Below are 24,874 nucleotides of genomic sequence, written 5' to 3'. Positions count from 1 at the left end.
ACGACGGTCGCCCCTGGCCGCATACCAGCCATACGAACCCCCGATGGCGTATCGCTGACGCTTTTCTTGTTCCGGCGAAAGGCCCTCCCTACGCTGCCACCACCGCACTTCGGCGGCATGGGACAAGGGACTTCGCGAACATGGGTCGACTGGCCGGAAAAATCGCCTTCATCAGTGGAACAGGAGCCGGAATAGGCCGGGCCGCCGCGCAGATATTCGCCGCGGAAGGCGCCACCGTATTCGGCTGCGACATCGACGAGGGCAGTTCGGCCGAGACCGTGGAACTCGTCGAGAAGGCCGGCGGAGTCATGCGGTCCCTCGCACCCGTCGACCTGTCCACCGAAGCCGGAGCGCGGGAGTGGATCGAGGCCGGTATCGAGGTCTTCGGCGGGATCGACATCCTCTACAACAATGCGTCGGCGCTGCGGAACGGCCCGTTCGAGAGCATGCCCGCCGAGGACTGGTACTTCACCATCAAGAACGAGCTGGACATTCCGTACTTCTGTACGCAGGCGGCCTGGCCGCACCTGATCGCCCGCGGTGGTGGCGCCGTCCTCAACGTCGCCTCCGTGGCCGCCGTGCGGGGCGCTCCCTTCATGCCGATGGTGCCGCACGGTGCTGCCAAGGGCGGGGTGCTGGCGATGAGCATGCACTTGTGCGCGGCCGGCGCCCCGCACCACATCCGCGTCAACACCGTCGCGCCCGGCATGACCCGCACCTCGGCCACCGCGCCCTTCCTCGACGACCCGGACGGTCCGAAGGCCCAGCTGGAGGCGCGGATCCCCGTCGGACGCGTCGGTGAACCCGAGGACATCGCGCGCGCTGCGGCCTTCCTGTGCTCCGACGAGGCGGCCTTCGTGAACGGCGCCAACCTCATGGTCGACGGCGGCGACAGTGCCATGGCGGGCTGAGCGACCGTGACCACCCGACTCGACCACGTGGGCGTCAACGTACGCGATCTGGCTGCCCAAACCGCCTGGTACAAGGCCGCGTTCGGGCTGAAGACCGTCTTCGAGTTCCGCCTCGACGGGCTCGGTCTCAGCGGCGTCGTACTGGAGCATCCGCACGGCTGGCGCATCGAACTGCTCGCCAGGCCCGGTTCCTCGCCGGGGCTGCGCGCGCCGGACCCGCCGACCGCCGTCCTCACCGAGGGATACGGCCACTTCGCGGTCACCACCCCCGAACTCGATCCCGTCTACGGGGCCTTGGTGGCCCACGGGGCGGGCGAGGTCATGAAACCCGGGCCGTCCCCCGAGCCCGGAGTGCGCATGGCCTGGGTCAACGACCCCGAGGGAAATCTCATCGAACTCATAGAACGCAGTACCGCTCTTTCCGCGTGAGATGGAGTACGGAATGACGAAGGTTCTCAACAGACTCGACAGGGGCACCCTCATAGCCTGCTGTCTGGCAGTTGCAGCCGCGCAGCTGTGTATTACCGTTCCCTCGCCGATCAACGGGGAAATTCAGGCCGCATTCGGTGCGTCGGGTTCCCAGGTCGCGTGGGTCACCTCCGCCTTCATTCTGCCCACCGCGATTCTCGAGCTGAATTTCGGTGTGGTGGGCGACCTGTTCGGCCGTAAGCGCCTGCTGGTGCTCGGCGGACTGGTGCTCGCGCTCGGTGAACTCCTCAACGCCACCTCGCAGAACATCACCATGCTGTGGATCGGCCAGGCCCTGGCCGGCATCGGTGCCGCCGCGCTCTTCCCCAGCTCCCTCGCGGTGATCGCGGCTGCCACGCCCGACGGGAAGGACCGCGCCAAGGCGGTCTCCACCTGGGCGCTCAGCATCTCCCTCGCCTCGGCCCTCGGCCCGCTGTCCTCCGGTGTGCTCGCCACGGTCGCCGACTTCCGCTGGGCGTTCGTGCCGCCGGTCGTGCTGGGCCTCGTGGTCGCCGGCGCGTGCTGGAAGCTGGTCACCGACTCCAAGGCTCCCGAGGGCCGCAGCCTGGACTGGCCCGGTCAGATCACCATCGCCGTCGGCCTGACCGCCCTGCTGTGGGGCATCATCGAGGGCGGCGAGCGCGGCTGGAGCAGCCCCGCGATCGTCGGCTCGCTGACCCTGGCCGTGGTGGCCCTCGTCGCCTTCGTCGTCGCCGAGAAGCGTTCCGTGTCGCCCATGTTCAACCTGGACCTGCTGAAGATCCCGTCCTTCGCCGCGGCGGCCGTCGTCGCGCTCGCGGGGATGTTCGGCTTCATCGGCACCGCCTACTGCGTCTCGATCCGGCTCGGCGCCGTGATGCACCTCAGCGCACTGCGAGCCGGCATGCCGTTCGTGATCCTGCAGCTGGTCCCGCTCCTGCTGGCACCCGTGCTGAGCAGGATGCTCACCCGAGTGGACGCACGCTGGCTCCTCATGGGCGGCCTGCTGCCCATGGCCGCGGGCCAGTTCTGGATCGCCGCCCTGCCCATCACCACCACCTCCCTGGCCGCCTTCATCGGCCCGGTGCTGCTGCTCGGCATCGGCTTCATCTGCGTCGTCTCCTCGCTGACCTCCGCGGCCGTCAACGCCGTACCGATCCACATGACCGGCATGGCCAGCGGCGCCACCAGCCTGGTCCGCGAGTTCGGCCAGGGTCTCGGCCCGGCCGTGATCAGCACGATCGCCATGAGCGCCGCGTCCTCGGCGCTGGTCGGCAAGCTCAGCGGGGCGGACGCGGGCATGGAGGCCGCGGCCGGACCCCTCGCGGTCGTCAACGCCGGCAGCGACAGCGCCAGGGCCGCCGCCCAGACCGCCCTCGGCCACGGCATGGCCCTCGGTGTGGTGATCTGCGGCTGTGCCTCCCTGCTCGGCGCGGTGGTCACCCTGTTCCTGGTGCGCAAGAACACCGCGCGCTCGACGGTGGAGGCGGCGGTGCAGCCTGCTTCCGTCTAGTCGGCGGTAGATCATCCAGAGGCCGGGGCCCGTGCCCCGGCCTCTTTTTTGTTTCGGGTGAGGGTGTCGATTCGGCTCGGTCCCGTTCGTCGGTCGGGTGTAAGAAGCTCAAGAGGACCGGGAGGACCCATGAAGTACATGCTGCTCGTCTGCGGCGACGACACCGCCGACGCCTCGGGCATGGCACCCGTCGAGCCCTGGGTGGAAGAGCTCGGGGACCGCGACGTACGCCTGCACGGCCACCGTCTCGCCCAGCCCGCCGAGGCCGTCACGGTGCGGGTGCGCGGCGGCGAGGTGCTGTGCACGGACGGCCCCTTCGCGGAGACGAAGGAGTACGTGGCCGGATTCGACATCCTCGAGTGCGACAGCCTGGAGGAGGCGATCGAGGCGGCCGCGAAGCATCCCGTGGCCGGCATCGGGGCCATGGAGGTGCGCCCGTTCTGGGAGGACGAGGACGCCGAGGGGGAGATCCGCCGTATCGACGCGGAGCTCACTCGCGCCGCCCGGGACCGGGACATCGAGGGGATGCTCGCCCACTACGCGCCGGACGTCGAGGTGTTCCACCCCATGGCCGGCCTGGAGGAGCGGGGGCTCGACGCCTTCCGCAAGGCCCAGGAGTGGTGGTTCTCGACGGTGACCGGTCCGGTGGAGCGAGAGGTGCTGGAGTTCCGGCTCCGGGTCGACGAGAGCGTCGCGTTCAGTCACGCGCTCGTGCGGACGCGAGCCACCCTGGCCACGGGGGAGCCGCTGGACAGCACCGTGCGGGTGACCACCGGCTACCGGCTGCCGGCCGATCGGTGGCTGATCGTCCACCAGCACGCGTCAGTCCCGTTCGACGCCGGAATCGAGAAGGAGCTGTCATGAAGTACGTCCTGTTCATCTGCACCCCCGTCGACGGCGAGGAGCTCAGCCCCGCGGAGATCGCCGAGGACCCGCGCTTCGCCTCGTACATCGACGAGGTCCGCAGCCGCGACATCGTGAAGGGCGGAGCGCGTCTGCGCCCGCACACCGACGCCACCACCGTGCGCGTCCAGGGCGACGAAGTCCTGCTCAGCGACGGGCCGTTCATCGAATCCAAGGAGTACGTCGCCGGTATCGACATCATCGAGGTCGCCGACCTGGACGAGGCCATCTCGCTCGCCTCCCGGCATCCCGCCGCACTGGCCGGCGGCTCGGTCGAGGTGCGGCCGGTCTGGGAATGACGGAACTCGATGCAGAAGAGGTGGAGGAGGCCGTCGCCGCCGCGTTCCGCGAGGAGTGGGGCCAGGTCGTCGCCACCCTGATCCGGGTGACCGGCGACTGGGACCTCGCCGAGGAGTGCGCGCAGGACGCCTTCGCCCAGGCCCTGGACCGGTGGCGGCGCGACGGGATCCCGCGCCGCCCCGGCGCCTGGCTGACCACGACCGCCCGCCACCGCGCCCTGGACGTACTGCGCCGGGAGGCGGTGGGAGCGGCGAAACTGCGGGAGGTGGCGGTGCTGGCACGGGACGAACCGCCGTACGAATCCGAAGACGACAGTGGCGACAGCGGTGTCCACGACGACCGGCTGCGGCTGATCTTCACCTGCTGCCACCCGGCCCTGCCCATCGAGGCCCGGGTCGCCCTCACCCTGCGCACGCTCGCGGGGCTGACCACACCGGAGATCGCCCGCGCCTTCCTCGTCCCCGAGGCGACCATGGCGCAGCGACTGGTGCGGGCCAAGAAGAAGATCCGCAACGCCGGCATCCCGTACCGGGTGCCGCCCGCGCACCTGCTGCCCGAGCGTACGACCGGGGTGCTCGGCGTGATCTACCTCCTGTTCAACGAGGGATACGCGGCCACCTCCGGCGCCGACCTCGTCCGCCGGAACCTCTGCGCTGAGGCCGTCCGCCTCGCCCGCGTGCTGGCCCGTCTCATGCCCGACGAGCCCGAGGCGCTGGGCCTGCTCGCACTCCTGCTCCTGCACGACGCCCGCCGGGACACGCGCGTGGACGCGGCGGGCGAGCTGGTGACACTGGAGGACCAGGACCGCACGGCGTGGAACCACGCCGAGGCCGACGAGGGTGAGGCCCTGTTGCGGACCGCGCTGCGCCGCGGCCGCCCGGGGCCGTACCAGATCCAGGCAGCCATCGCCGCCTGCCACACCACCGCCGCCACGGCCGAGGAGACCGACTGGGCGGACATCGCCGCCCTGTACGGCGAACTGCTGCGGTTCGTGCCCTCCGCCGTGGTCCGCCTCAACCGGGCCGTGGCGGTCGGCGTGGCCGACGGCCCGGAGGCTGGCCTGGCCCTGCTGGCCGAGTTGGAACAGGAAGGCGAGCTGGCCGGGTATCACCTGCTGCCGGCCACCCGCGCCGATCTGCTGCGCCGCAGCGGTCGTACGAAGGAGGCGGCCGAGGCGTACGAGCGGGCCCTGGAGCTGGTGGAGAACGACGCGGAGCGGAGGTTCCTCGAAAGGCGGCTCGCGGAGTGTCGATCCGCGTAGGGGTCGTTCGTCGGTCGGGTGAGAGCAGTTGACCACGACAGACACCGGAGGCTCCCATGACCCGCACGATCCGTCGGCTCCTCGGCCTGATGCTCGGCCCGAAGCCGCACCGGGTACCCCTGTCCGACGGTCCCGGCACCCCGGACGTCTGGCTGGCCGGCCTGCGCCTCGGAGGCTGACCGATGACCGCCACCGACTCCCGCCGCTGGTACGCCCTCGGTCTGCTCTGTGTGGCCGGGTTCATGGTGATCCTCGATGCGCAGATCGTCCTCCTCGCCCTGCCGTCGATCGCAGACGGCCTCGGCCTCTCGGCGAGCGGCGCCCAGTGGGTGATGAGCGCCTATCTGCTGAGCTTCGGCGGACTGCTGCTCCTCGGCGGCCGCACCGCCGACCTGCTCGGCCGCCGCCGCGTCTTCATGACCGGCACGCTGCTGTTCGGGCTGTCCTCGTTGCTGTGCGGGTTCGCCTGGACGGCCGGGATCCTGGTGGCGGCACGCGCCGTGCAGGGCGTCTCGGCCGCTGTCATGGCGCCGACCGCCCTCTCGATCCTGCTGAACACCTTCGAGGAGGGCCACGAACGCAACAAGGCCCTCGCCATCTGGTCCGGCAGCGGCGGCTTCGGCGCCACCGCCGCCCTGCTCATCGGCGGCCCCGTGACCGGGGCACTCGGCTGGCAGTGGATCTTCTTCCTGAACGTGCCGGTCTCCGTGCTCCTGCTGGTCCTGAGTCCGATCCTGCTGCGTGAGAGCCGCACCGAGGAACGCGCCCGCTCCTACGACCCAGCGGGCGCTCTCACCGCCACCGGCGCCCTCGTCGCCTGCGTGTACGCCGTCGTCGAGGCGCCCCGCGCCGGCTGGCTCTCGGCGCAGACGACCGGCCTGCTCGTCGCAACCGTCGCCCTCGCTCTCCTCTTCACCCGGATCGAGGCACGGTCCTCGGCACCCCTCGTCCCCCTGCGTCTGCTGCGCTCCCGTTCGGTGAGCGGCGCCAACCTGGTGGTGTTCCTGCTCGGCGCCTGCGCCTTCGGGATGTCGTACACGCTGTCCCAGTACGGACAGGGCGTACTCGGCTACTCGCCGCTGGCCTTCGGCCTCGCCAACGTCGTGATGCCGGTCGGGGCCGTCGTCGGGTCGTACGCCGGACAGGCCCTGGTCACCCGGATCGGCGCGTGCCCCGTCGCGGTCGGCGGCCTGGCGTTGGTCGGCGTGGGCAGCCTGCTGCTGGCCGGTATCCCGGTGGACGGCAGCTTCGTCCGCGACCTGTTCCCGGGGCTCCTCCTCTTCGGCCCGGGCCTCGGCGCCTGCGCGGTCGCCGGATCCATCGCCGCCCTGACCGGAGTGGGGGAGCGGGAGTCGGGGGTCGCCTCCGGGATGAACACCGCCGCCTTCCAGATCGGCGGAGCCTTCGGGGTCGCCGTCGTCACGTCGGTCGTGGTGTCGTACACGAGTGGCCCGGAGCGGCTCGCGGCACTGACTGCGGGTTACCAGGCGGCGTTCGCCGCGTGCCTGGTCCTCGCTGCCGTCGGGACGGCCTGTGCGCTGGTGTTCCTGCGCGGGCCGCGCAGGCAGCCCACGCCACCCGCACCGGAACCGGTGGTCACGAAGCGTCGAGTGCGTTCGTGATCGCCTTCACCCCGCCGTGCGCCGCGTAGCCGCCGTCGACCGTGATCTCCGCGCCGTTCACGTACGACGACTCGTCGGACAGCAGATAGACGACCAGCGGTGCCACCTCGTCGACCGAGCCCGCACGCCCCTGGGGCGTCATCGCGAGATGCGCCTGGACGAACACCGGGTTCGCGGACGCCATCAGCGGGGTCTCGATGTAGCCGGGGTGGACGGTGTTCGTACGGATCCCGTGCGGGGCCAGCTCCAGCGCCGCCACCTTCGACAGGCCGCGCAAGGCCCACTTGCTGGCCGTGTACGCGACCGCGTGATGGGCCGTGAGGGCGGCGACCGAGCCGACGTTCACGATGGAGGAACCGGCCGGCATCAGCGGGGCCAGGGCCTGGATGCCGAGCAGGGCGCCGGTCGTGTTCACCGCGAACGCCCGGTTCCAGTCGGCGAGTTCGACCTCGCCGAGCCGGGCCCGCATGGCAATCCCCGCGTTGTTGACGAGGCCGTGCACGATCTCCAGCTCGCCCTTGAGCGAGGCCCAGTCCTCCGGCGACGACACGTCCAGGTGCCGGTAGCGCACCTCCAGGCCGTCGGCGCGCAGGGACGCGGCCAGCTTCTCGCCCGCCTCGTCCAGGACGTCGGTCGCGATGACCGTCGCGCCCTCCCGGGCGGCCGCCGCCACCTCCGCGGCTCCCTGCCCCTGCGCGGCTCCGGTGACGACGACGGTACGGCCCGCCAGACGCGTACGGCTCACGGCTCCTCCACTCGCTACGGGATGTGTCCCGTCCACGCTAGGAAGCCGCGGTCAGCTCCGGAAACGCGTCTTCGTCATGGCTGTCATCCGCGAGAGCGATCTCCTGCCCGAGGGAGGTCCCGACCTTCCGCACCGTCTCCCGCAGCCACCGGTGCGCCGGATCCGAGTGCCGATTGTGGTGCCAGTACATGGCCTCCACCAGCGGCACGTCCGGGAAGGGCGCCTCTACGACGGCACAGCGCGCGAGACCCTCGTAGCGGCGGGCCAGCCGCTCGGGCACGAGGGCCACCAGGTCCGTGCCGCTCACCAGGAACGGCAGCACGCTGAAGCCCGGCGTGCTGACCTGCACCCTGGGCGTGATGCCGAGGGTCTCCAGCTGGCGGTCGGCGGGTGTGAGGCTCTTGCCTATGGCGCACGCGGCGTGCGGCATCTCCGCCAGGTCGCGCAGGGTGAGGTGCCCGTCCACCAGCCGCGGATTGTCCGGGTCGACGAGGCACACGAACCGGTCGTGCATCACGGCCTCGCTGACCCCCGGCAGCTGGTAGCCGAGCGGCACGATCATCAGGTCGTGGCAGCGCAGGTGCGTCTCCGTCTCCAGCTGCCCGTTCACGATCGGATGGAAGTCGATGCGCACGCCCGGAGCCTCCTCGGCGAGGGCTCGCAGCAGCGGCTCCACCAGCACCGTCATCACGTAGTCGGACATCACGACCGAGAACCGCTGCAGACTGCGTCCCGGATCGAAGTGCCGGGTCAGCGACAGTGCCTCCTCCGCCTTGTGGAGGGAGGCCTGGACGACGGGCAGCAGCCGCTCGGCCAGCGGCGTCAGCTCGTACTCCCGGCCCACACGCACCAGCAGATCGTCGTTGAAGTGCCGTCGCAGCCGGGCCAGCGAGCCGCTCATCGCGGACTGGCTGGTGGACAGCCGGATGCCGGCGTGTGTGACGTTCTTTTCCTCCAGGAGGGCTTCCAGTGCCACCAGAAGATTGAGATCGATTGCTCCGAGACCCATGAGTGTCCCCTTCCGGCCGCGTCTTTGAAGCCTGGTGAACGGGAGCGTAACTTCCGTGTTGCGCCCGAGGAAGGGGCCGGGGTGAACTCACAGGGATGCGATAAGAACCATCCGACCAGCGAATACGAGCAGGTCAGGCGCTGCTAGGGCCGTGGAGTGCGTCCTCGCTTGCGCGCCCGCGGCAGATATACGTCCGTGCGCCCGGGCACCACGCGGTTGGAGAGGCTGCCGAGCCGCTCCACGGTGAGTGTCACCTCGTCGCCCGGCGTGAGCGGCGGCGGCGTGCGCTCCCCGAGCCGCCCCCAGAACTCCGCCAGCGCGCCCCAGCCGCACGTGCCCGAGCCGAGAACGTCACCGGGCCGCACCCAGGTGTCCCGGGCGGCGTAGGCGATCATCTCCTCGAAGGTCCAGGACACGTTGGCCAGAGTGTCGCGGCCGATCAGCTCGCCGTTGAGGGTGACCGTCATCTCCAGGTCGAGGAAGCCGTCCGCGTCGCGTCGGTCCTCCACCTCGTCCGCGGTGACCAGGTAGGGGCCGAGCGTGTTGGCGAAGTCCTTGCCCTTGGAGAAGCCGAGCCCGAGGTTCTTCTCCGGCTTCTGCAGGTCGCGCGCCGACCAGTCGTTGAAGACGAGGTAGCCGACGATGTGCTCACGGGCCTGCTCCGGCGTGAGGTCGCGGCCACTGCGGCCGATCACCGCTCCGACCTCCAGCTCGAAGTCGAGCACCGAGCAGCCGGCCGGGATCGGCACGTCGTCATGGGCGCCGTAGGCCGCGTGCGGGTTGGTGAAGTAGAAGTTGGGTGCCCGGTACCACTCCTCGGGCACGTGCTCCAGCCCGTCGAGCGACTTCGACACGCCCTCGATGTGCGCCTCGAAACCGACGAAGTCACGGATGGACGGCGGCTTCAGCGGGGGCAGCAGCCGTACCTGATCCACCGTCAAGTCGCTGGTCTCGCGCAGGGCTTCGGTGCCGGCGGCGTGCAGCACCTCCTGCTCGATCAGCGTCAGGACGGTGACTCCCTCGGGCAGCGGATGGACGACCCCGTCCCGCACCACCCCGGCGCGCTCCACGCCCTCGTACTCGTATGTCGCGAAACGCATCGCTCACTGCTCCCAGTGGTTGGTGTTGGTGACGGTCCCGGTGCTCAGATAGCCGGCGAAGAGGCCCTTGGGGTCGCGCACCGCCCGGATCTCCTGGAGCCGACGCCACTGCTCGTCGCCCATGAACCTCAACTGTCGTACGGTGAAGTCGGAATCACCCAGGTACTGGCCCGCGGTCACCGGCTGCATCGCCGCCATCGCCCCGTCCAGCCAGGTGCGCAGCTCGGCGTCACGCTCGGGCTCGTCGTGGACGACGTAGGTGGCGCAGTAGATCTCCGACTGCAACGAGAAGGCCATGTCCGGCAGTTCGCGCAGCGGGGCCATCGAGAACCAGATGGTGAAGGTCTGCCGGGTGGGGTGCTCGGTGAACGCCTTGCGGATCGCGGGGACGACCCGGTCGGCCGGGCCGGTCAGCCAGGCGTTGTCGACGAGGTAGCGGTGGCCTTCGGGGTTGGCGGCGCGCTGGTTGAGGAGCTGCTCGGCGAGCGTGGTCGGCTGCGCCTCGATCCGGAAGAGGGCCTGGTCCGCGTACGGGTTGGCGTGCAGCGGCGCGAGCGCCTCGGCGGCCTGCTCCGGCGTGTCCGTCATCGACACGCCCGTGACCAGCAGCACCGGTTCGTCGTGGTCGGGTGGCGTCTGGGTGAGCGCGACGATCTCCACGAGGTCCGAGACGGTGTGGTGCATGCCGTGCAGCCAGGTCATGACCTCGTCGAAGAGGGCGAGCGGGTACGCGTGCACCGTGTGCCCCAGATGCTTCGGCAGCGGGTGGGTGCGCAGGTGGAAGCGGGTGACGACGCCGAAGAACCCGGGGCCGGCACCTCGCGCGGCCCAGAACAGGTCGCTGTTCTGCGTCTCGTCGGCCCGCACGAGCTCACCCTCGGCGGTGACGATGTCCAGGGCGACGATGTTCTCCGCCGCCCAGCCCCACCCGCGCGCGTTCCAGCCCTGCCCGCCCTGCAGCAGGAAGCCGCCGATGCCGACGGAGGGACAGTGTCCGCCGTTGAAGAGGCGCCCGAACTCACCCAGATACGGGTTGAGTTCGTCGCCGCCCTTGACGCTGGGCGTCGCTGTCACGATCCCGGTCTGTGCGTCGTACGCCATCTCGCGGAAGCCCCCGAGATCGATCAGCAGGGCGTCCCGCCGTACCGACCAGGCGGCCCAGCTGTGCCCGCCGGAGCGGACGGCGACCTGCCAGCCGCGTTCCAGGGCGAGTCGTATGCCTTCGACGACGTCCTGCTCCGTGCTCGCTTCGAGTACGGCGGCCGGCAGACGGTCCGAAGGGCGCCGGGCGTTGAAGACCCGGCCGAGGCAGGCCTCCTCGAAGTCCGGGGAGTCGGGGAGATGGAGTGTGCCGGTGAATCGGTCCACGGGCGTCCTCACTTCACGGCGATCGGATTGACGGGTGCACCCACCGCGCCGGTGACCGGCAGCGGCGCCGCGACCAGCAGGAACTCGTAGACGCCGTCGGCCGCACAGTCCTCGGCCAGCCCCTCCAGGTCCCACATCTCGCCGAGCGGCAGGCCCATGTTGGGGATCGCGATCTGGTGCAGCGGGGACATCGCGCGCTCGGCGAACTCGTACGGGCGCACCTCCAGACCCCAGGTGTCCGAGGCGATCGCCGCGATCTCCGTGCGGTGCAGCCAGCCGAGCGTGGTGAAGGAGAGGCCGGGCGCGTCACCGGCGGCGTAGCCGCCCCAGTCGCCCAACCGCCGTACGCGGCCGAGCTGTCCGGTCCGGACGAGCACGAGGTCGCCGCGGCGGACGGTCGAGGTCGCGCCCTGCGCGTCGATCGTGGCGCGCAGATGCTCCTCCAGGATGGGGAATCCGTCCGGGAGTTCACCGAGTTCGTCGCCGACCGCGCGGCCGACGTCCAGGAGGACGCCTCGCCCGGTGAACGCGTCCCTCATGTGCTCGATGCCGGTGACGGAGTCGCCGTCGCCGTTGACGATCGTGCACGGACGGCCGTTCCAGGCCTGCTTGTTGTCGTAGATGTGGCCGAGGCCGTCCCACTGCGTGGAGGCCTGCAGCGGCATCACGACGTGGTCGTCGGCCCCGCCGAAGCCGTGCGGGAAACCCTGGGTGCCGGCGGCCGCGTCGGAGCCGGTGTCCTTCATGTAGTGGACCGGGTTGATACGGCCCCGGAAGCCGCGCTGCGGACCCGACTCGTTGAACTCCTGGGCGAGCGAGAAGGCCCGCCCGCGCCGGACCAGGCTCACCGCGTGGGCCCGTATCGCGTCGTCGAGGAAGTTGAGCGTGCCGAGCACGTCGTCCTCACCCCAGCGGCCCCAATTACGGTAGGCGGAACGGGCCTTGGCGAGCTCTTCCTCGACGGGGCCGAGGGTGCGACCGGGGGTGGGACCGGAGGTCATCTGGTACGTCCTTTCAGCAGCAGGTCGAGAGCGTTGCCCCCGGCGACGGCCTCGCGCTCCGCCGGGGCCAGCCCGGCGGCGTCCAGGCGGGCCAGCGGGTCGTCGACGCCCATGTCGAAGGGGTGGTCCGTGCCGAGCACGACCCGGTCCGCGCCGACCTCCTCGACCAGGTGGCGCAGGGCGCGCGGGGTGTAGACGAGCGCGTCGAACCACATGCGCCGCAGATAGGTGCTCGGCGGTTCGGCACAGCCGCGCGCGTCCTGCCGTACGTGCCAGGCGTGGTCGGAGCGCCCGATGTACGTCGGCAGATAGCCGCCGCCGTGCGCGGCCACCAGCTTCAGGCGGGGGAAGCGGTCCAGGACGCCGGTGAAGATCAGGTGCGAGAGGGCGACGGTCGTCTCGACCGGCTGCCCGACGGTGTTGCCGAGGTAGTGGGTGGCCAGCCGTTCGCCGAGCGAGCAGCCCCACGGGTGCACGAAGACGACCGCGCCCAGCTCCTCCGCCTTCCGCCACACCTCGTCGTGCGCCGGATCGGCCAGCTCCCTGCCCTCGACGGTGGTGGAGACGCTGATCCCGTACAGGCCGTACTCGGCGACCGCCCGGTCCAGCAGGGCCACCGCGAGATCGGGGTGCTGGAGGGGGACCGTGCCGAGGCCGTGGAGGCGGTCGGGGGCCTCGGCGCAGTGCGCGGCGACGGCCTCGTTGACGGTACGGGCCAGACGTGTGGCGAGCTCCCGGTCCGCCCAGTAATGGTGCATGGGCATCGGGCCGACGACCTGGACGTCGACGCCCATGGCGTCGAGGTCGGCCAGTCGCGTGGTCACGTCCGTCAACCTGGGTGCCAGGCGCTGCAGTTGGGCCCGGTTGACGGTCAGCGACTCGGGGGAGTGCGCGCGCTGTTCCGCCGCCAGCTCGGCGGCCAGGCCCGGTGTGCCCGCGACCAGGGCGTCGGCGGCCGGGACGGCGAGGTGGCCGTGGAAGTCGACTACCGGCGTGCTCACGCGACCTCCGTCAGCGACTGGAGCGTCTGCGACATGATCCGCCCGGGATCGGCGCCGGGAGTCTCCGGGTGGATCTCCCAGTCGGCCAGCTGGAGCGAGTTCTCCAGCACCATCCGCACGCGCGGCAGCCGCCGGTTCATGAACTGCTCCAGCGCCTTTTCCAGCGGCTCGTCCCCGGTGACGTACTCGGCCAGGAGCACCGCGTCCTCCATGCACATGGCGGCACCCTGCGCGATCAGCGGCGGGCAGGCATGGGCGGCGTCGCCGATGACCATCGTGCGGCCGCGGTACCACGGCTCGTCGACGAGAATCGCCTCGATCCAGCGGTAGTCGACCGCCGTGTCGTCGGGCAGCGAGGCGATGATCCTGCCCCACATGCCGCCGTAGCCGGCGCCGCGCTCGCGCATCAGCGCCAGGGACGCCCGCGGGCCGATCAGGGAGGCGTCGAGGTTCTCGTCCAGGAGGTAGGCGTAGCAGCGGTCCTCGGCGATCGGGCTGTAGCCCGCCTTGTAGCGCGGGCCGCCGTAATAGACCTCATGGCAGACCATCTCGGCGGGGCGATGCGCGACCACGCGGAAGATCGACATGCCGACCGGGGTGGGCCTGGTCGTGATGCCGATCAACTCACGCATCCGTGAGTTGATCCCGTCGGCACCCACCATCAAGTCGTAGCGGCCGGTCGAGCCGTCGGTGAAGGTGACGTCCACGTGATCAGCGGATTGATCCAGACGCTCAATGGTGAGTCCGAGGCGGACGGTGACGCCGTGCGCGTACACCGCGTCGCACAGCGCGTTCTGCAGGTCCGAGCGCATCGCGCCCGCGGTCGACGGCAGCTCGGGGCCACCCGTATGGGGGGTGGGCAACTCCGCCATCAACGCGCCGTCGGCGCGCAGCAACCGCAGCATGTCGAACGGCACGGCCCGTTCGAGGACCCGGTCCAGGACACCCACGGTCCGCAGCGCCTTGAGCGCGTTGCCCTGGAGCGTGATGCCGTGGCCCACACCGAACCACTGGGGGGAGATCTCGACGAGCTCGACGTCGGCGCCACGCTGGGCGAGCGCGACGGACAGCACGCTTCCGGTGATGCCGCCGCCGACGACGAGCACCTTCTGTACGGGCATGGGCGATCCTTGCGAACGTAGAGGAAGTGGGGGTCAGCCCGAGAAGCGAGGGCCGAGCTCGTGGTAGTGCTCGACGGCCGGCGGCTCCGCGAAGTACGGGCCGACCAGGGCACGCCAGCGGCCGAACCGCTCGGACTGGCGGAAGCCGACCGTGTGCGCCTCGACCGACTCCCAGCCGACCAGAAGCAGAAAAGTCTGCGGCAGCTCGTCGCAGCGCAGCAACTCGGCCCAGCGGAAGCCGTCCGCCTCGGCGAGGACCACGCGGGCCTTGCCGAAGGCCTCCTGGAACTCGTCCTCCCGGCCGGTCTCAACGGTGAGCCGGGCATGCTCGACGACCACGGTGAACTCCTCGGGATTGGGTGCTCCGAGCCTGCGGGGCGGTCGATGCAGGGTCAACGGATCGAGGCATCGCCAAGGGGGACGTCATGCATCCCGTACGGCGATGGAGCCGCAGTTCATAAGGCTGAGCGGGCCCGGCGGGCCGGTGATGGCAGGCATCGCGGATCGCCATTTCCGCCGCCCGGCGCGGATGCCTAGCGTCGAGGGCGAGCCCCCGCATCCGTATGAGGAGAGCCGCCCGTGCCCGACCCACTTCCCACCCACGCCGGTCCCTTCGCGCTCGGCACCTTCGCCGGCGACTCAGACGCGTTCCCCGGCCTGGTGACCGGGGCGCGTGTGCGCGACCTGTCCGACCTGGTGCCCTCCGTACGCGCCCTGGTCGAGGACTGGGACACCTGGCTGCCCCGCCTCCATGAGCTGTCCCAGTCGGCCGACGGCACCTGGCACGACCTGGCCGCCCTGCGCACCCTGACCCCGATCGAACCGGGCCTGGTCCTGCAGAGCGGCGCCAACTACCGCAAGCACGTGGTCGATCTGGTTGCCGCCGAGAAGGAGAGCGTGCACGGCGCGACCCCCGAGGAGGCCCGCGCCGACGCCGAGAAGATGATGGACGAACGGATCCGCAGCGGAGTGCCGTACGTCTTCCTCGGCTCGCCGCGCGCGATCTGTGGTCCCTATGACGACATCGTGCTTCCCGAGCTCGGCGAGCAGCACGACTGGGAGCTCGAACTCGCCCTGGTGATCGGGAAGTCGGGCCGGAACATCGCGGTCGAGGACGCGCTCGACCACGTCGCCGCCTACACGATCTCCAACGACCTCACCACTCGCGACCGCCTCTACCGCCCCGACCTCAAGGCCATCGGCACCGACTGGTTCACCGCCAAGAACGCGGACACCTTCCTGCCGACCGGCCCCTTCCTGGTCCCGGCTGCCTTCGTCGGCGACCCCTCCGACCTGCGGATCACCCTGCGCCACAACGGAGTTGTGCGCCAGGACGAGTCGACCAAGGACATGATCTTCGACATCCCGCGGCTCATCGCATACGTCTCCACGACCACCACCCTGCGCCCCGGCGACCTGCTCCTCACCGGCTCCCCGGCCGGCAACGGCGCGCACTGGGGCGTCTTCCTCAAGACCGGTGACGTCGTCGAGTCGGAGATCACGGGCCTGGGCCACCAGCGCAACACCGTCAGGAGCCACGCATGAGCTTCCAGCCCATCACCCATCTGCGCCATGTCGACCTGGCCGTACCGGACTTCGAGGGGCAGCGCGCGTTCTACGGCTCCACCTGGGGCCTGACCGAGGTCGCGAACGACAGCGGCCTCGCCTTCTTCGCAGCCGAGGGCAGCCCCGAGCAGTACATCGTGCGGATCCGCAAGGACGAGCGGAAGCGGATGGACCTCGTCGCCTTCGGGGCCGCCACGCCCGCCGCCGTCGACGAGCTGGCGGTGCGGCTCGGGCGTGCCGGGGTGCAACTCGTCCATGAGCCGAGGGTGTTGGACACTCCGGGCGGCGGATACGGTCTCCGGTTCTTCGACCCGGACGGACGGGTGGTCGAGGTGTCGGCCGACGTCGCCACCCGCACGCACCGCAAGATCGAGGAACGCGAGGCGATCCCCGTACGGCTCTCGCACTGCGTGGTCAACTCGCAGGACCCTGAGGGCCTCAGGGACTTCTACGTCGAGCACCTGGGCTTCCGGCTCACCGACACCCTGTACTCCACGCACATGGGCGACCTCATGTACTTCCTGCGGTGCAGCCCTCTGCACCACTCCTTCGCCATCGCCCGCGGCCCCCATGTCTCCCTGCACCACGCCTCGTTCGAGATGCGGGGCGTCGAGGAGTACATGCGCGGGACGGGCCGTGCGCTGCGCGCCGGGACGCGGCTCACCTGGGGCCCGGGGCGCCATCTCGCGGGCGACAACACCTTCTCGTACTTCCACGACCCGCACGGCAACACCGTGGAGTACACCACCGAACTCGCCGTCCTCGAAGAGGACCTGTGGCACCCGGGCCGGCACGACGTCGACGACCCGATCACCCAGGACCAGTGGGGCACCGCCGACCCGATGAGCGAGTCGGTCGCCAAGGAGCAGTTCAACGACCCCGACGTGCTGTTCGTAGCGCCGCCCGTCTGATCCGTTCCCCATCTCGCTTGAGAAAGGCCGCAGTTGTGTCAGAGATCCTGAAGCACGCCGTACCCAAGGCCGAGGTGACCGCCTCCCTCGCCCAGGTGCGTGAGACCGTGACCGGCGTCATCGCGGACATCCGCGAGCGCGGTGACGCGGCCGTGCGCGAGTACTCCGAGAAGTTCGACAAGTGGAGCCCGGACTCCTTCCGGCTCTCCGACGAGGAGGTCGAGAAGATCGTCGCGTCGGTGCCCGAGCAGGTCATCGCCGACATCCGCTTCGTCCAGGACCAGGTCCGCGCCTTCGCTCGCCACCAGCTGGACTCCCTGCGGGAGTTCGAGGTGGAGACCCTGCCGGGTGTGCGGCTCGGGCAGAAGCACATCCCCGTGCAGGCCGCCGGCGCCTACATCCCGGGCGGCCGCTACCCGCTCACCGCCTCCGCCCACATGACCATCATCACCGCCAAGGTCGCCGGCGTGCCGCGGGTCGTCGCCTGTACGCCGCCGATCCGTGGCGAGATCCCGGCCGCGACCGTCGCCGCGATGCGCCTGGCCGGAGCGGACGAGATCTGGCTGCTGGGCGGAGTGCAGGCGGTCGCCGCGATGGCGGTCGGGACGGACTCGATGCGGCCCGTGAACCTGATCGCCGGACCCGGAAACGCCTACGTGGCCGAGGCCAAGCGCCAGCTCTTCGGGGAGATCGGCATCGACCTGTTCGCCGGGCCGACCGAGATCCTCGTCCTCGCCGACGAGCAGGCCGACCCGTTCGTCTGCGCCGTCGACCTGCTCTCCCAGGCCGAGCACGGCCCGGACTCCCCGGCCGTCCTCATCACCACCTCCCGCGAGGTGGCCGAGAAGACCATCGCCGAGGTCGAGCGGATCCTGCCCGGCATGCCGACCCGCGACTTCGCGGAGCCCGCCTGGCGCGACCACGGCCAGGTACATGTCGTCGACTCCCTCGACGAGCTGTACGCGCTCGCCGACGAGTTCGCCTTCGAGCACGTCGAGGTGCTCACCGCCGAGCCGCGTCTCGCACTGGAGCGCATGACCCAGTACGGCGCCCTCTTCCTCGGCGAGGGCACCTGCGTGTCCTTCGGCGACAAGGTCATCGGCACGAACCATGTGCTGCCCACACGTGGTGCCGCCCGGTATACCGGCGGGCTGTGGGTGGGGAAGTACCTCAAGACGGTCACTTACCAGGAGGTCAACGACACCGGGTCGCAGGCACTGCTCGGCCGGCTGTGCGGGCGGGCCTCCCGCGTCGAGCTGTTCGAGGGACACGCACGTTCCGGCGACGTACGCGCCGCGAAGGCCGCCGGTGACGAGCTGCCGTGGAACACCGCATGAGCCTGAGTGGGCGTACGGCGCTCGTCACGGGCGGGGGAGGGCCGCTGGGGCGGGCGTTCGCGCTCGCCCTGGCGGATGCCGGGGCCCGGGTCGTCCTGGTGGGGCGCAACGAACAGGCCCTCGCGGACGCGGCGGCCCGGGTGGTCAAGGAGGGCGGGCAGGCCCGTACGGCGGTGTGCGACGTCTCCGACCCGGAGTCGGTGCGGCGGCTCTCCGCCGAACTCGCGGACGAGGATGTGTCGTTGCTCGTCAACAACGCCGGCGTCGCGGGCCCGGTGAAGCCGCTCACCGACATCGAGCCGGACGAGTGGGACGAGGTGTTCGCGGCCAACGTCCGCGGGGTCTACCTCATGTGCCGGGCCTTCCTGCCGCCGATGATCGCGGCGGGCCGGGGCGACGTCGTCAACGTCGCCTCGGTCAGCGGGAAACGCCCGCTCCTGAACCGCACCCCGTACACCGCCTCCAAGATGGCGCTGATCGGCCTCACCCGGACGCTGGCCGGAGAGGTCGGTCCGCTGGGCGTCGCGGTCAACTCCCTTTCCCCGGGCCCGGTTCGGGGCCCACGCATGGACCGCAACTTCCGACTGACGGCCGAACTCACCGGCTGCACCGTCGAGGAGGCCGAACGCGACTTCGCCACACGGGCCGCGCTCGGCCGGCTCGTCGAGGAGGACGAGGTGGCCCGGGCGTTGGTGGCGATGCTGGCGATGCCCGGCCTGTGCGGAGCGGACATCGATCTGTCGGCCGGGATGATCGCACCGTCCTGACCAGGGCTGTTGCCACCCTGTGTAATCGCCATGAAGTGGGCCGTGCGATCCGAGCCATCGGGTTCCCAGATGTGAGCGCACGGCCCCTTTTACCTGGTAAGGCAGGCTGATTCACTCCCTCGTGCGCACCAGTCGGATGCCCCCGCCCGCGCCGTCGTGACCATGCTGCCGACGGCGGGACCGTCACGCTCCGCGACGGCATGCCCCACCCCTCGGAAGGCAGGCAATGACGCTGATCACCCGACGCTCGGTCCTGCTCGCCGGCACCGCCACGGCCGGCGCAGTCCTGATCCCGGCGGCCTCCGCCACCGCCGGCACCAAGGCTTCCGGCAAGCGGATCACGATCGGCTCCGGAGAGACGTACGAACTCTCCGCGACCACCCGCGTGAGCCTGCGGCGTGGTCGTGCGACTGAACAGCGGCTCCGCGTGGACGGTCACCGGCACCTCCTATCTGACCTCGCTCACCCTCGCCGCCGACGCCACCGTCCGGGCGCCGCGCGGCAAGTCGGTGGCCATGACCGTCGACGGCACCGCGACGGAGCTGACCCCCGGGCCCGCCCTGTACGGGAGCCATCACGCTGGCCCTCGTGTGATGCCGAGGCGGAGGCGCGCCCTCACCCGAGCCGCGCCTCCGCCTCCTTCGCGATCTGCTCGAACTGTGCGCCCATGGCCGCCGACAGGGCCTGCGCTCCGGACAGCGGACGGACCATGACCGTGAACCGGTCGATCAGGCCGTTCTCGTCGAGGTGGATGAAGTCGCAGCCGTCGACTCCACGGTCGCCCACCCGGGTGGCGAAGACCAGGGCGTGGTCGCGGCCGTCCTCGCTGCTCAGCTCACTCACGTAGCGGAAGTCCTCGAAGACCCGCGCGACACCGCGCAGGATCGCCGCCGTGATGGCCTTGCCCTCGTACGGCTTGAACACGACCGGACTCGTGAAGACCACGTCCTCGGCCAGCAACGCCTCGGCGGCGTCGAGGTCCTGCGCCTCGATCGCTTCTCGGAATGCGCGCATCGAGCCCTCCATAGTCGATGGGATACTCAATTTGTTGAGTAGGTGTGGAGTAGATTAATCACCTACTGCTAGCGTGTCCATATGTCGCTCAAGTACGCCGTCCTCGCCGCCCTGCTGGAGGGAGAGGCCTCGGGCTACGAACTGTCCAAGGTCTTCGACGTGTCGCTGGCGAACTTCTGGCCCGCGACGCCGCAGCAGCTCTATCGCGAGCTGGAGCGCCTCGCGCAGGACGGGCTGATCGAGGCGCGGGTGGTGCAGCAGGAACGCCGGCCCAATAAACGGCTGTTCACCCTCACCGACGCGGGCCGGGGCGAACTCACCGCCTTCGCCGCCGAGCCGACCCGGCGGCCCACCGCGCTCCGCGACGAACTCCTCATCAAGATCCAAGCGATGGACGGCACCGACCCCGAGGTGACCCGTGCCCTGGTCGAGGAACGCATGTCATGGGCGCGCGGGAAGCTCGCCCGCTACGAACGCGTCCGCGACCGGCTCCTCGACGGCCGCACCGAGGAGGAGTACCTGCGCGAAGCCGACCGCATCGGCCCCTATCTCACCCTGATGGGCGGGATCGCCTTCGAGTCGGAGAACGTCCGCTGGTGCGAGCGCGTTCTCGCGATCCTGGGCAGGCGTGTTCCCCTAAGCTGACGCGGATGTTCAGCCCCGAAGGCCCCAGTCTCCGCGAACTCGCCGTCCAGGCGCTGTCGTCCGTCGAGCGCGGTTACGACCTGCTCGCCCCCAAGTTCGACCACACGCCCTTCCGTACGCCGGACTCGGTGCTCGACGCCGTGGCGTCCGCGCTGCGACGGATGGGGCCCTTCGAGGACGGGCTCGACCTGTGCTGTGGCACCGGCGCCGGGGCGGAAGTCCTGACGCGGGTGTGCCGGAGCAGCGTCACCGGGGTGGACTTCAGTGCCGGCATGCTCGCCGTCGCGCGCGAGCGCACACGGTCGGCCGGGCCCCGCCTCTCCTGGGTGCGCGCGGACGCCCGCGCCCTGCCCTTCGGCCCCGCCTTCGACCTTGTTGTGAGCTTCGGGGCGTTCGGACACTTCCTGCCGCGCGAACTGCCCGGACTGTTCTCCCGGATCCACGCCGTGCTGCGGCCGGGCGGCTGCTTCGCCTTCCCGGTCGTCGCCCCGCCCCGCCCCTGGTCCCGGGCCTACTGGATGCTGCTCGGCTTCGACGCGGTGATGCGGGTGCGCAACGCGGTGTGGCGGCCACCGTTCGTCATGTACTACCGGGCGTTCCGGCTCGGCGACGTACGCCGGGAGCTGGAGTGGGCCGGCCTGAGGGTGGAGTTGTACGCCCTCCCCGAGTTCGGCCTGCGCCGGGACGGCAGCCCGCGCGTCCGGATGGTCGTGGCGCGACGCGCGGCCTAGAGGATTTGTTTCCGAACCGCAGCCTGTGTCTGCACCGACCACCAGGGCGGGCGGCCGGTCGTCATCGGCTCGGCCCTGTTCGGCCCCGGCCGGCCCGGACCGCCGTACGACGAACAGCCGGCCCCGGGCGTGCCCGGCCCCGTCGAGCTGCCGGGCCATCTGGCCCCCTTCGCACGGCAGTTGGAGATACGGCCGGCCACCGCCGACCTCCCGCCCGCCGGTGGTGGCCGGGCCGTGCTCGTGGCCTGGGTGCGCTTCCCGGGCGCCCGTCCGCTCGACGTGGCGACGGTGGTCACCCTCACCGACGTCCTGCCGGCCGCGCTGTACGCCGTCTGGTACACCCCACGGCCCGTGCCCACCGCGCAGCTCACGGTCCACTTCACCGACGCCCTCGACGACAGCGCGGTCTGGTCGGCGGACGGACGCCTGTCGGCAATCCCGGGCGATCCGCGGCGATCGGGCCGTCAGCCGCTGACGAAGGCGAGCAGATCCTGCCGCCGGGGATCAGAGGTCAGCCTCCAGGATCCCGTTGCCCAGGGCCAGTCCGATCGCCGCGTCCGCCCCCAACTCACCGCCCTCACGCACCGCTTCGGCGAAGCACGCGTCCCCGAGAGAGACACGCAGCCGACGCTCGTACTCCCGGTGGAAGACGGTCGCGTCGGGATTCCCCAGCTGCGGCAGGCCCGCCGTGTGCCAGAGGCGTCTGCTGATGCCAAGCAGGCGCGCGGCGAGCTCGTCCTCGCCACGCGAGGCCTGCGCGGCCACCAGCAGGTCGGCCACCGCGGCGGCGCCGAGCCGATCGTGCACCCGCCACTTCGCGGCCAGCGCCGCACGCGCCGGACGCAGTGCCTCCTCCGACCGGCCCAGACCGATCCCCGCCAGCGAGACGAAGAAGTCGCCCCAGGCCCGCATCCACAGCTCACCGCGCTTGGCGCAGGCCGCGCGCAGCCGCTCGGCGACCGCCGCGCACCGTTCGAACGCGGCCTGGCTCGCCAGGAGATACGCCTCCAGGGCCAGCGTCAGCAGCTGGTGGAACTCGGCGCCGCCGTCGCCCCCGGGAGTCTGCCCGGTGCCGCCGTACAGCACGGCCGACCGCGCCGACTCACCCCGCACGGCCAGGCTCGCCCCCGTCAACGGCAGTGCGGGCACGGGCAGATGGCGCTCCTCGGCCAGCCACACATAGGCGGCGCTCACCGACTCGGCGGCCTCCAGGTCGTCCGGTACGACCGTGACCAGCCGATGCGCCCACACCGACAGGGGATATTCGGGCCCACCGCCCTCCGGAGCCCGGCGCAGCGCGCGTTCCAGATAGCCGCGGCCCTCCTCCGCGAGACCACAGGCGAACCAGAAGTACCAGAGGGTGCCGGTCAGTTCGAGGGCCGTCTCGGGCCCGGGTGCCGCCAGACACTCCTCGATCGCCAGCCGCAGGTTCGCATGCTCCGTGGTCAGCCGCTCGGCCCACATCCGCTGGCCGGGACCGAGCCACTCCGCCTCGCCCTGCCGCGCGATCCACCGGAAGTAGTCCCGGTGCCGCCGTCTGACCGCCTCCTCCTCGCCGAGCCCCGCCAGCCACTCGGCACCGAACGAGCGGACCGTGTCGAGCATGCGGAACCGCACCGCCGTACCGTCGTCGTCCCGGGTCACGATGGACTTCTCGGTGAGCGAGGCGAGCAGTACGAGGATCTCCTCGGCGTCCAACGGCCCGCCGTGACACACGAATTCGGCCGCCTCCACGTCCCACCCACCCGCGAACACCGACAGCCTCGCCCACAGCAGCCGCTCCAGCGGAGTGCACAACTCATGGCTCCAGCCGATGGCGGTGCGCAAGGTCTGATGCCGGGCCAGGCGCGGCCGCGTGGACGACACCAGCAGGTCGAAGCGCGAGTCGAGACCCTCCATGAGCCGGTCGAGCGGGAATCCGCGCAACCGGACGGCCGCGAGTTCCAGCGCCAGCGGTATCCCGTCGAGACGTGCACAAACCGCCGCCACATGCGCCCGGTTGACCTCGCTCAGCGCGAACGACGGCACCGCCGCCGCGGCCCGCGCCACGAACAGCGCCACCGCGTCGTCGCGCTCGCCCAGCGGCAAGGGCGCCACCGTCAGCAGGTGCTCGCCCGGCACGCCCAGCGGCTGCCGACTGGTGGCCAGTACGCGTAACTCGGGGAGGTTCGCGAGGAGTTCCTGTACCACCTTCGCGCACTCGTCGAGCACATGCTCACAGGTGTCGAGCACGAGCAGCGGCGCCGGCCCCGCGAGATGGCCGCAGACCGCCTCGATCAGCGGGCGCAGCGTCTGTTCGGTCAGCCGGGTCGCCTGCGCCACGGCGTTCGTCAGCAGCCCCGGGTCCCGCAGCTCCGACAGCTCCACGAACCAGGTCCCGCCCGGGAACCCGGCCTTCGCGGCATGCGCCGCCCGCAACGCCAGCCGGGACTTGCCGACACCCCCGGTTCCCGTCAGCGTCACCAGCCGCTCGGTGGCCAACAGCCCTGAGATCTCCGCGAGTTCGAGCAGCCTCCCGACGAACGCATTGGCCTCGGAGGGAAGATTTCCGGTTCTGCCGCTGTGCAGTGAGGCCGCCATCGTCCCCCCTTGCCCGGAGCCCTGCGGAGAGTCACCCTAACCTCTCACGGGCGGCCTGTACCGGGCGTAGCGTGGATGCGGCCCGGCGCACCGAGGGAGGTGTGGGCATGGCCGTCGTACCCGCCCTGCGAACCGTGGGGCAGATGCGTCACGGAGACCATCTGCTCCTCGGCTACGACACGGACGAGGAACGCGAGACCGTGCTCGCCGCGTTCCTGCTCGACGGCCTGGCCAGCGGACAGCGTGGCCTTCTGCTGACGTCCGTCGAGATCCCGGCGGGCGTCGCCCTGTCCTTCCTCGAGACGTACGGTTGCCGGGTCGACGACGAGGTCGCGGCCGACCGGCTGTGCGTCGACGCCCACCTCGCCGCCCCTGACGGCCTGTGGGACCTGGACGAGGTCGTCCGCCGGGAGGTACGGCGTGCGGTCGGTGACGGCTTCCTCGGGCTGCGTGTGTGCATGGAGATCCTGCGCACGCAGGCCGGCAAGGGGCTCAAGACGCTGCACGACAGCGAGTTGCTGCTCGACTCCGCGTTCGTGTCGCTGCCCGTCCTCGGCATCTGCCAGTTCGACTGCCGGCTCTTCGACGAGGCCGAACTGGTCCTGCTCGACGGGCTGCACCACGGCCGGGTCGGTGCCGACGACGTCTGGCGCGACGGCCTCCTGTCCATCACCCGCACGTTCGCACCCCCCGGCCTCGCCCTCGCCGGGGAGGTCGACGACACGAACGTCACCGCAGTCGCTCGCGCCCTGCAGGCCGAGACGGCACGTTCCCGCGCCCGTTCCACGGACGGCGTCCGTATCCGTCTGGACCTGCACGACCTGCACTTCATCGACGTGGGAACCCTGCGCCTGCTCGTCTTCACGGCGCTCCGCCTGGACTCGTCCGGCGGCACCCTTGTGCTGATCGGCGTCGCCCCCCACATCCGGCGGATGATGCGGGTGACCGGCTGGGACCGCGCCCCGGGTCTGCGCATCGAACATGCGGGACGCGCACCGTGACCCGCGGCGGACGTCACAGC

25 protein-coding genes and 1 pseudogene are annotated in these 24,874 nt (G+C 70.8%); 16 read left to right on the top strand and 10 right to left on the bottom strand.

Annotated features, from left to right (window positions below):
* The first annotated feature begins 140 nt into the window (after window positions 1-140).
* The 8 genes from IG08_RS0121400 to IG08_RS0121365 all read left to right on the top strand — a co-directional run bounded on the left by IG08_RS0121400 (window position 141) and on the right by IG08_RS0121365 (window position 6,957).
* Window positions 141-911 carry an SDR family NAD(P)-dependent oxidoreductase gene (locus tag IG08_RS0121400; protein WP_030604806.1) on the top strand — a complete coding sequence of 257 codons (771 nt, stop codon included), beginning with the start codon at window positions 141-143 and terminating at the stop codon, window positions 909-911.
* 6 nt (window positions 912-917) lie between these two features.
* Window positions 918-1,340, top strand: a complete 423-nt coding sequence (locus IG08_RS0121395) for a VOC family protein (RefSeq protein WP_030604804.1) — start codon at window positions 918-920, stop codon at window positions 1,338-1,340.
* Between the two features lie 13 nt (window positions 1,341-1,353).
* Window positions 1,354-2,871, top strand: coding sequence for an MFS transporter (locus tag IG08_RS0121390; protein WP_043454849.1), 1,518 nt, complete (start codon window positions 1,354-1,356; stop codon window positions 2,869-2,871).
* Between the two features lie 129 nt (window positions 2,872-3,000).
* Window positions 3,001-3,735 (top strand): nuclear transport factor 2 family protein, encoded by a 735-nt coding sequence (locus tag IG08_RS0121385; protein WP_052424813.1) that lies wholly within the window; start codon window positions 3,001-3,003, stop codon window positions 3,733-3,735.
* Window positions 3,732-4,073, top strand: coding sequence for a YciI family protein (locus tag IG08_RS0121380; protein ID WP_030604796.1), 342 nt, complete (start codon window positions 3,732-3,734; stop codon window positions 4,071-4,073). The genes IG08_RS0121385 and IG08_RS0121380 overlap by 4 nt, the downstream gene beginning before the upstream one ends.
* Window positions 4,070-5,335: an RNA polymerase sigma factor gene (locus IG08_RS0121375; RefSeq protein ID WP_030604793.1), complete on the top strand. Its 1,266-nt coding sequence runs from the start codon at window positions 4,070-4,072 to the stop codon at window positions 5,333-5,335. Before IG08_RS0121380 ends, IG08_RS0121375 begins: the two co-directional genes overlap by 4 nt.
* 56 nt (window positions 5,336-5,391) lie before the next feature.
* Entirely contained in the window at window positions 5,392-5,514 is a 123-nt protein-coding gene (locus tag IG08_RS62515; RefSeq protein WP_261726418.1) for a hypothetical protein, read from the top strand.
* A gap of 3 nt (window positions 5,515-5,517) precedes the next feature.
* Window positions 5,518-6,957, top strand: coding sequence for an MFS transporter (locus IG08_RS0121365; protein WP_052424812.1), 1,440 nt, complete (start codon window positions 5,518-5,520; stop codon window positions 6,955-6,957).
* Here the strand turns inward: IG08_RS0121365 and IG08_RS0121360 are convergent.
* The 8 genes from IG08_RS0121360 to IG08_RS0121325 all read right to left on the bottom strand — a co-directional run bounded on the left by IG08_RS0121360 (window position 6,932) and on the right by IG08_RS0121325 (window position 14,641).
* Window positions 6,932-7,702, bottom strand: coding sequence for an SDR family NAD(P)-dependent oxidoreductase (locus tag IG08_RS0121360; protein WP_030604790.1), 771 nt, complete (start codon window positions 7,700-7,702; stop codon window positions 6,932-6,934). The two genes, IG08_RS0121365 and IG08_RS0121360, sit on opposite strands and share 26 nt — an antisense overlap.
* A 37-nt stretch (window positions 7,703-7,739) precedes the next feature.
* Window positions 7,740-8,711, bottom strand: a complete 972-nt coding sequence (locus IG08_RS0121355) for a LysR family transcriptional regulator (protein ID WP_030604788.1) — start codon at window positions 8,709-8,711, stop codon at window positions 7,740-7,742.
* Between the two features lie 143 nt (window positions 8,712-8,854).
* Window positions 8,855-9,811, bottom strand: a complete 957-nt coding sequence (locus IG08_RS0121350; protein WP_030604784.1) for a fumarylacetoacetate hydrolase family protein — start codon at window positions 9,809-9,811, stop codon at window positions 8,855-8,857.
* A gap of 3 nt (window positions 9,812-9,814) precedes the next feature.
* Window positions 9,815-11,179, bottom strand: coding sequence for an FAD-binding oxidoreductase (locus tag IG08_RS0121345; protein ID WP_043454832.1), 1,365 nt, complete (start codon window positions 11,177-11,179; stop codon window positions 9,815-9,817).
* A gap of 8 nt (window positions 11,180-11,187) precedes the next feature.
* Window positions 11,188-12,180 (bottom strand): cyclase family protein, encoded by a 993-nt coding sequence (locus IG08_RS0121340; protein ID WP_030604779.1) that lies wholly within the window; start codon window positions 12,178-12,180, stop codon window positions 11,188-11,190.
* Entirely contained in the window at window positions 12,177-13,181 is a 1,005-nt protein-coding gene (locus tag IG08_RS0121335) for an amidohydrolase family protein (RefSeq protein ID WP_030604776.1), read from the bottom strand. The genes IG08_RS0121340 and IG08_RS0121335 overlap by 4 nt, the downstream gene beginning before the upstream one ends.
* A complete protein-coding gene (locus tag IG08_RS0121330) occupies window positions 13,178-14,302 on the bottom strand; it encodes an FAD-dependent monooxygenase (protein ID WP_030604773.1) in 1,125 nt (374 codons plus the stop codon). Before IG08_RS0121330 ends, IG08_RS0121335 begins: the two co-directional genes overlap by 4 nt.
* Window positions 14,303-14,335: 33 nt before the next feature.
* A complete protein-coding gene (locus tag IG08_RS0121325; RefSeq protein WP_030604770.1) occupies window positions 14,336-14,641 on the bottom strand; it encodes an antibiotic biosynthesis monooxygenase family protein in 306 nt (101 codons plus the stop codon).
* Window positions 14,642-14,881: 240 nt separating this feature from the next.
* Between IG08_RS0121325 and IG08_RS0121320 the strand changes: the two genes are divergently transcribed.
* From IG08_RS0121320 to IG08_RS0121305, 4 genes are read left to right on the top strand one after another with little or no spacing between them, the layout of a single operon-like run.
* Entirely contained in the window at window positions 14,882-15,847 is a 966-nt protein-coding gene (locus IG08_RS0121320; RefSeq protein ID WP_030604767.1) for a fumarylacetoacetate hydrolase family protein, read from the top strand.
* Window positions 15,844-16,779: a VOC family protein gene (locus IG08_RS0121315; RefSeq protein ID WP_030604764.1), complete on the top strand. Its 936-nt coding sequence runs from the start codon at window positions 15,844-15,846 to the stop codon at window positions 16,777-16,779. Before IG08_RS0121320 ends, IG08_RS0121315 begins: the two co-directional genes overlap by 4 nt.
* Before the next feature lie 35 nt (window positions 16,780-16,814).
* Window positions 16,815-18,116, top strand: coding sequence for a histidinol dehydrogenase (gene hisD / locus IG08_RS0121310; protein ID WP_030604762.1), 1,302 nt, complete (start codon window positions 16,815-16,817; stop codon window positions 18,114-18,116).
* Window positions 18,113-18,883, top strand: coding sequence for an SDR family NAD(P)-dependent oxidoreductase (locus IG08_RS0121305; protein WP_030604760.1), 771 nt, complete (start codon window positions 18,113-18,115; stop codon window positions 18,881-18,883). The genes hisD and IG08_RS0121305 overlap by 4 nt, the downstream gene beginning before the upstream one ends.
* A 615-nt stretch (window positions 18,884-19,498) precedes the next feature.
* On the opposite strand, the gene IG08_RS0121300 is transcribed toward IG08_RS0121305, so the two are convergent.
* A complete protein-coding gene (locus IG08_RS0121300) occupies window positions 19,499-19,897 on the bottom strand; it encodes a nuclear transport factor 2 family protein (protein ID WP_030604757.1) in 399 nt (132 codons plus the stop codon).
* 81 nt (window positions 19,898-19,978) lie between these two features.
* On the opposite strand from IG08_RS0121300, the gene IG08_RS0121295 reads away from it, so the two are divergent.
* The 3 genes and pseudogenes from IG08_RS0121295 to IG08_RS62835 all read left to right on the top strand — a co-directional run.
* Window positions 19,979-20,542 (top strand): PadR family transcriptional regulator, encoded by a 564-nt coding sequence (locus IG08_RS0121295; protein WP_030604755.1) that lies wholly within the window; start codon window positions 19,979-19,981, stop codon window positions 20,540-20,542.
* A 5-nt stretch (window positions 20,543-20,547) separates the two neighbouring features.
* Window positions 20,548-21,273, top strand: coding sequence for a class I SAM-dependent methyltransferase (locus tag IG08_RS0121290; RefSeq protein WP_030604753.1), 726 nt, complete (start codon window positions 20,548-20,550; stop codon window positions 21,271-21,273).
* A gap of 129 nt (window positions 21,274-21,402) precedes the next feature.
* A pseudogene (locus tag IG08_RS62835) lies at window positions 21,403-21,603 on the top strand (thioesterase family protein); the annotation flags it as partial.
* A gap of 174 nt (window positions 21,604-21,777) precedes the next feature.
* Here the strand turns inward: IG08_RS62835 and IG08_RS0121285 are convergent.
* Window positions 21,778-23,853 carry an ATP-binding protein gene (locus IG08_RS0121285; RefSeq protein WP_043454830.1) on the bottom strand — a complete coding sequence of 692 codons (2,076 nt, stop codon included), beginning with the start codon at window positions 23,851-23,853 and terminating at the stop codon, window positions 21,778-21,780.
* Window positions 23,854-23,960: 107 nt separating this feature from the next.
* Here IG08_RS0121285 and IG08_RS0121280 point away from each other — a divergent pair, with 107 nt between their 5' ends.
* Window positions 23,961-24,854 carry an MEDS domain-containing protein gene (locus IG08_RS0121280; protein WP_030604747.1) on the top strand — a complete coding sequence of 298 codons (894 nt, stop codon included), beginning with the start codon at window positions 23,961-23,963 and terminating at the stop codon, window positions 24,852-24,854.
* Window positions 24,855-24,874: the final 20 nt, after the last annotated feature.

It is taken from the genome of Streptomyces fulvoviolaceus (assembly GCF_000718165.1).
GTDB classification, from domain to species: Bacteria; Actinomycetota; Actinomycetes; order Streptomycetales; family Streptomycetaceae; genus Streptomyces; species Streptomyces fulvoviolaceus.
The sequence above is the reverse complement of the archived record's forward strand: the minus strand, read 5'-3'. Positions and strand labels throughout refer to the sequence as shown.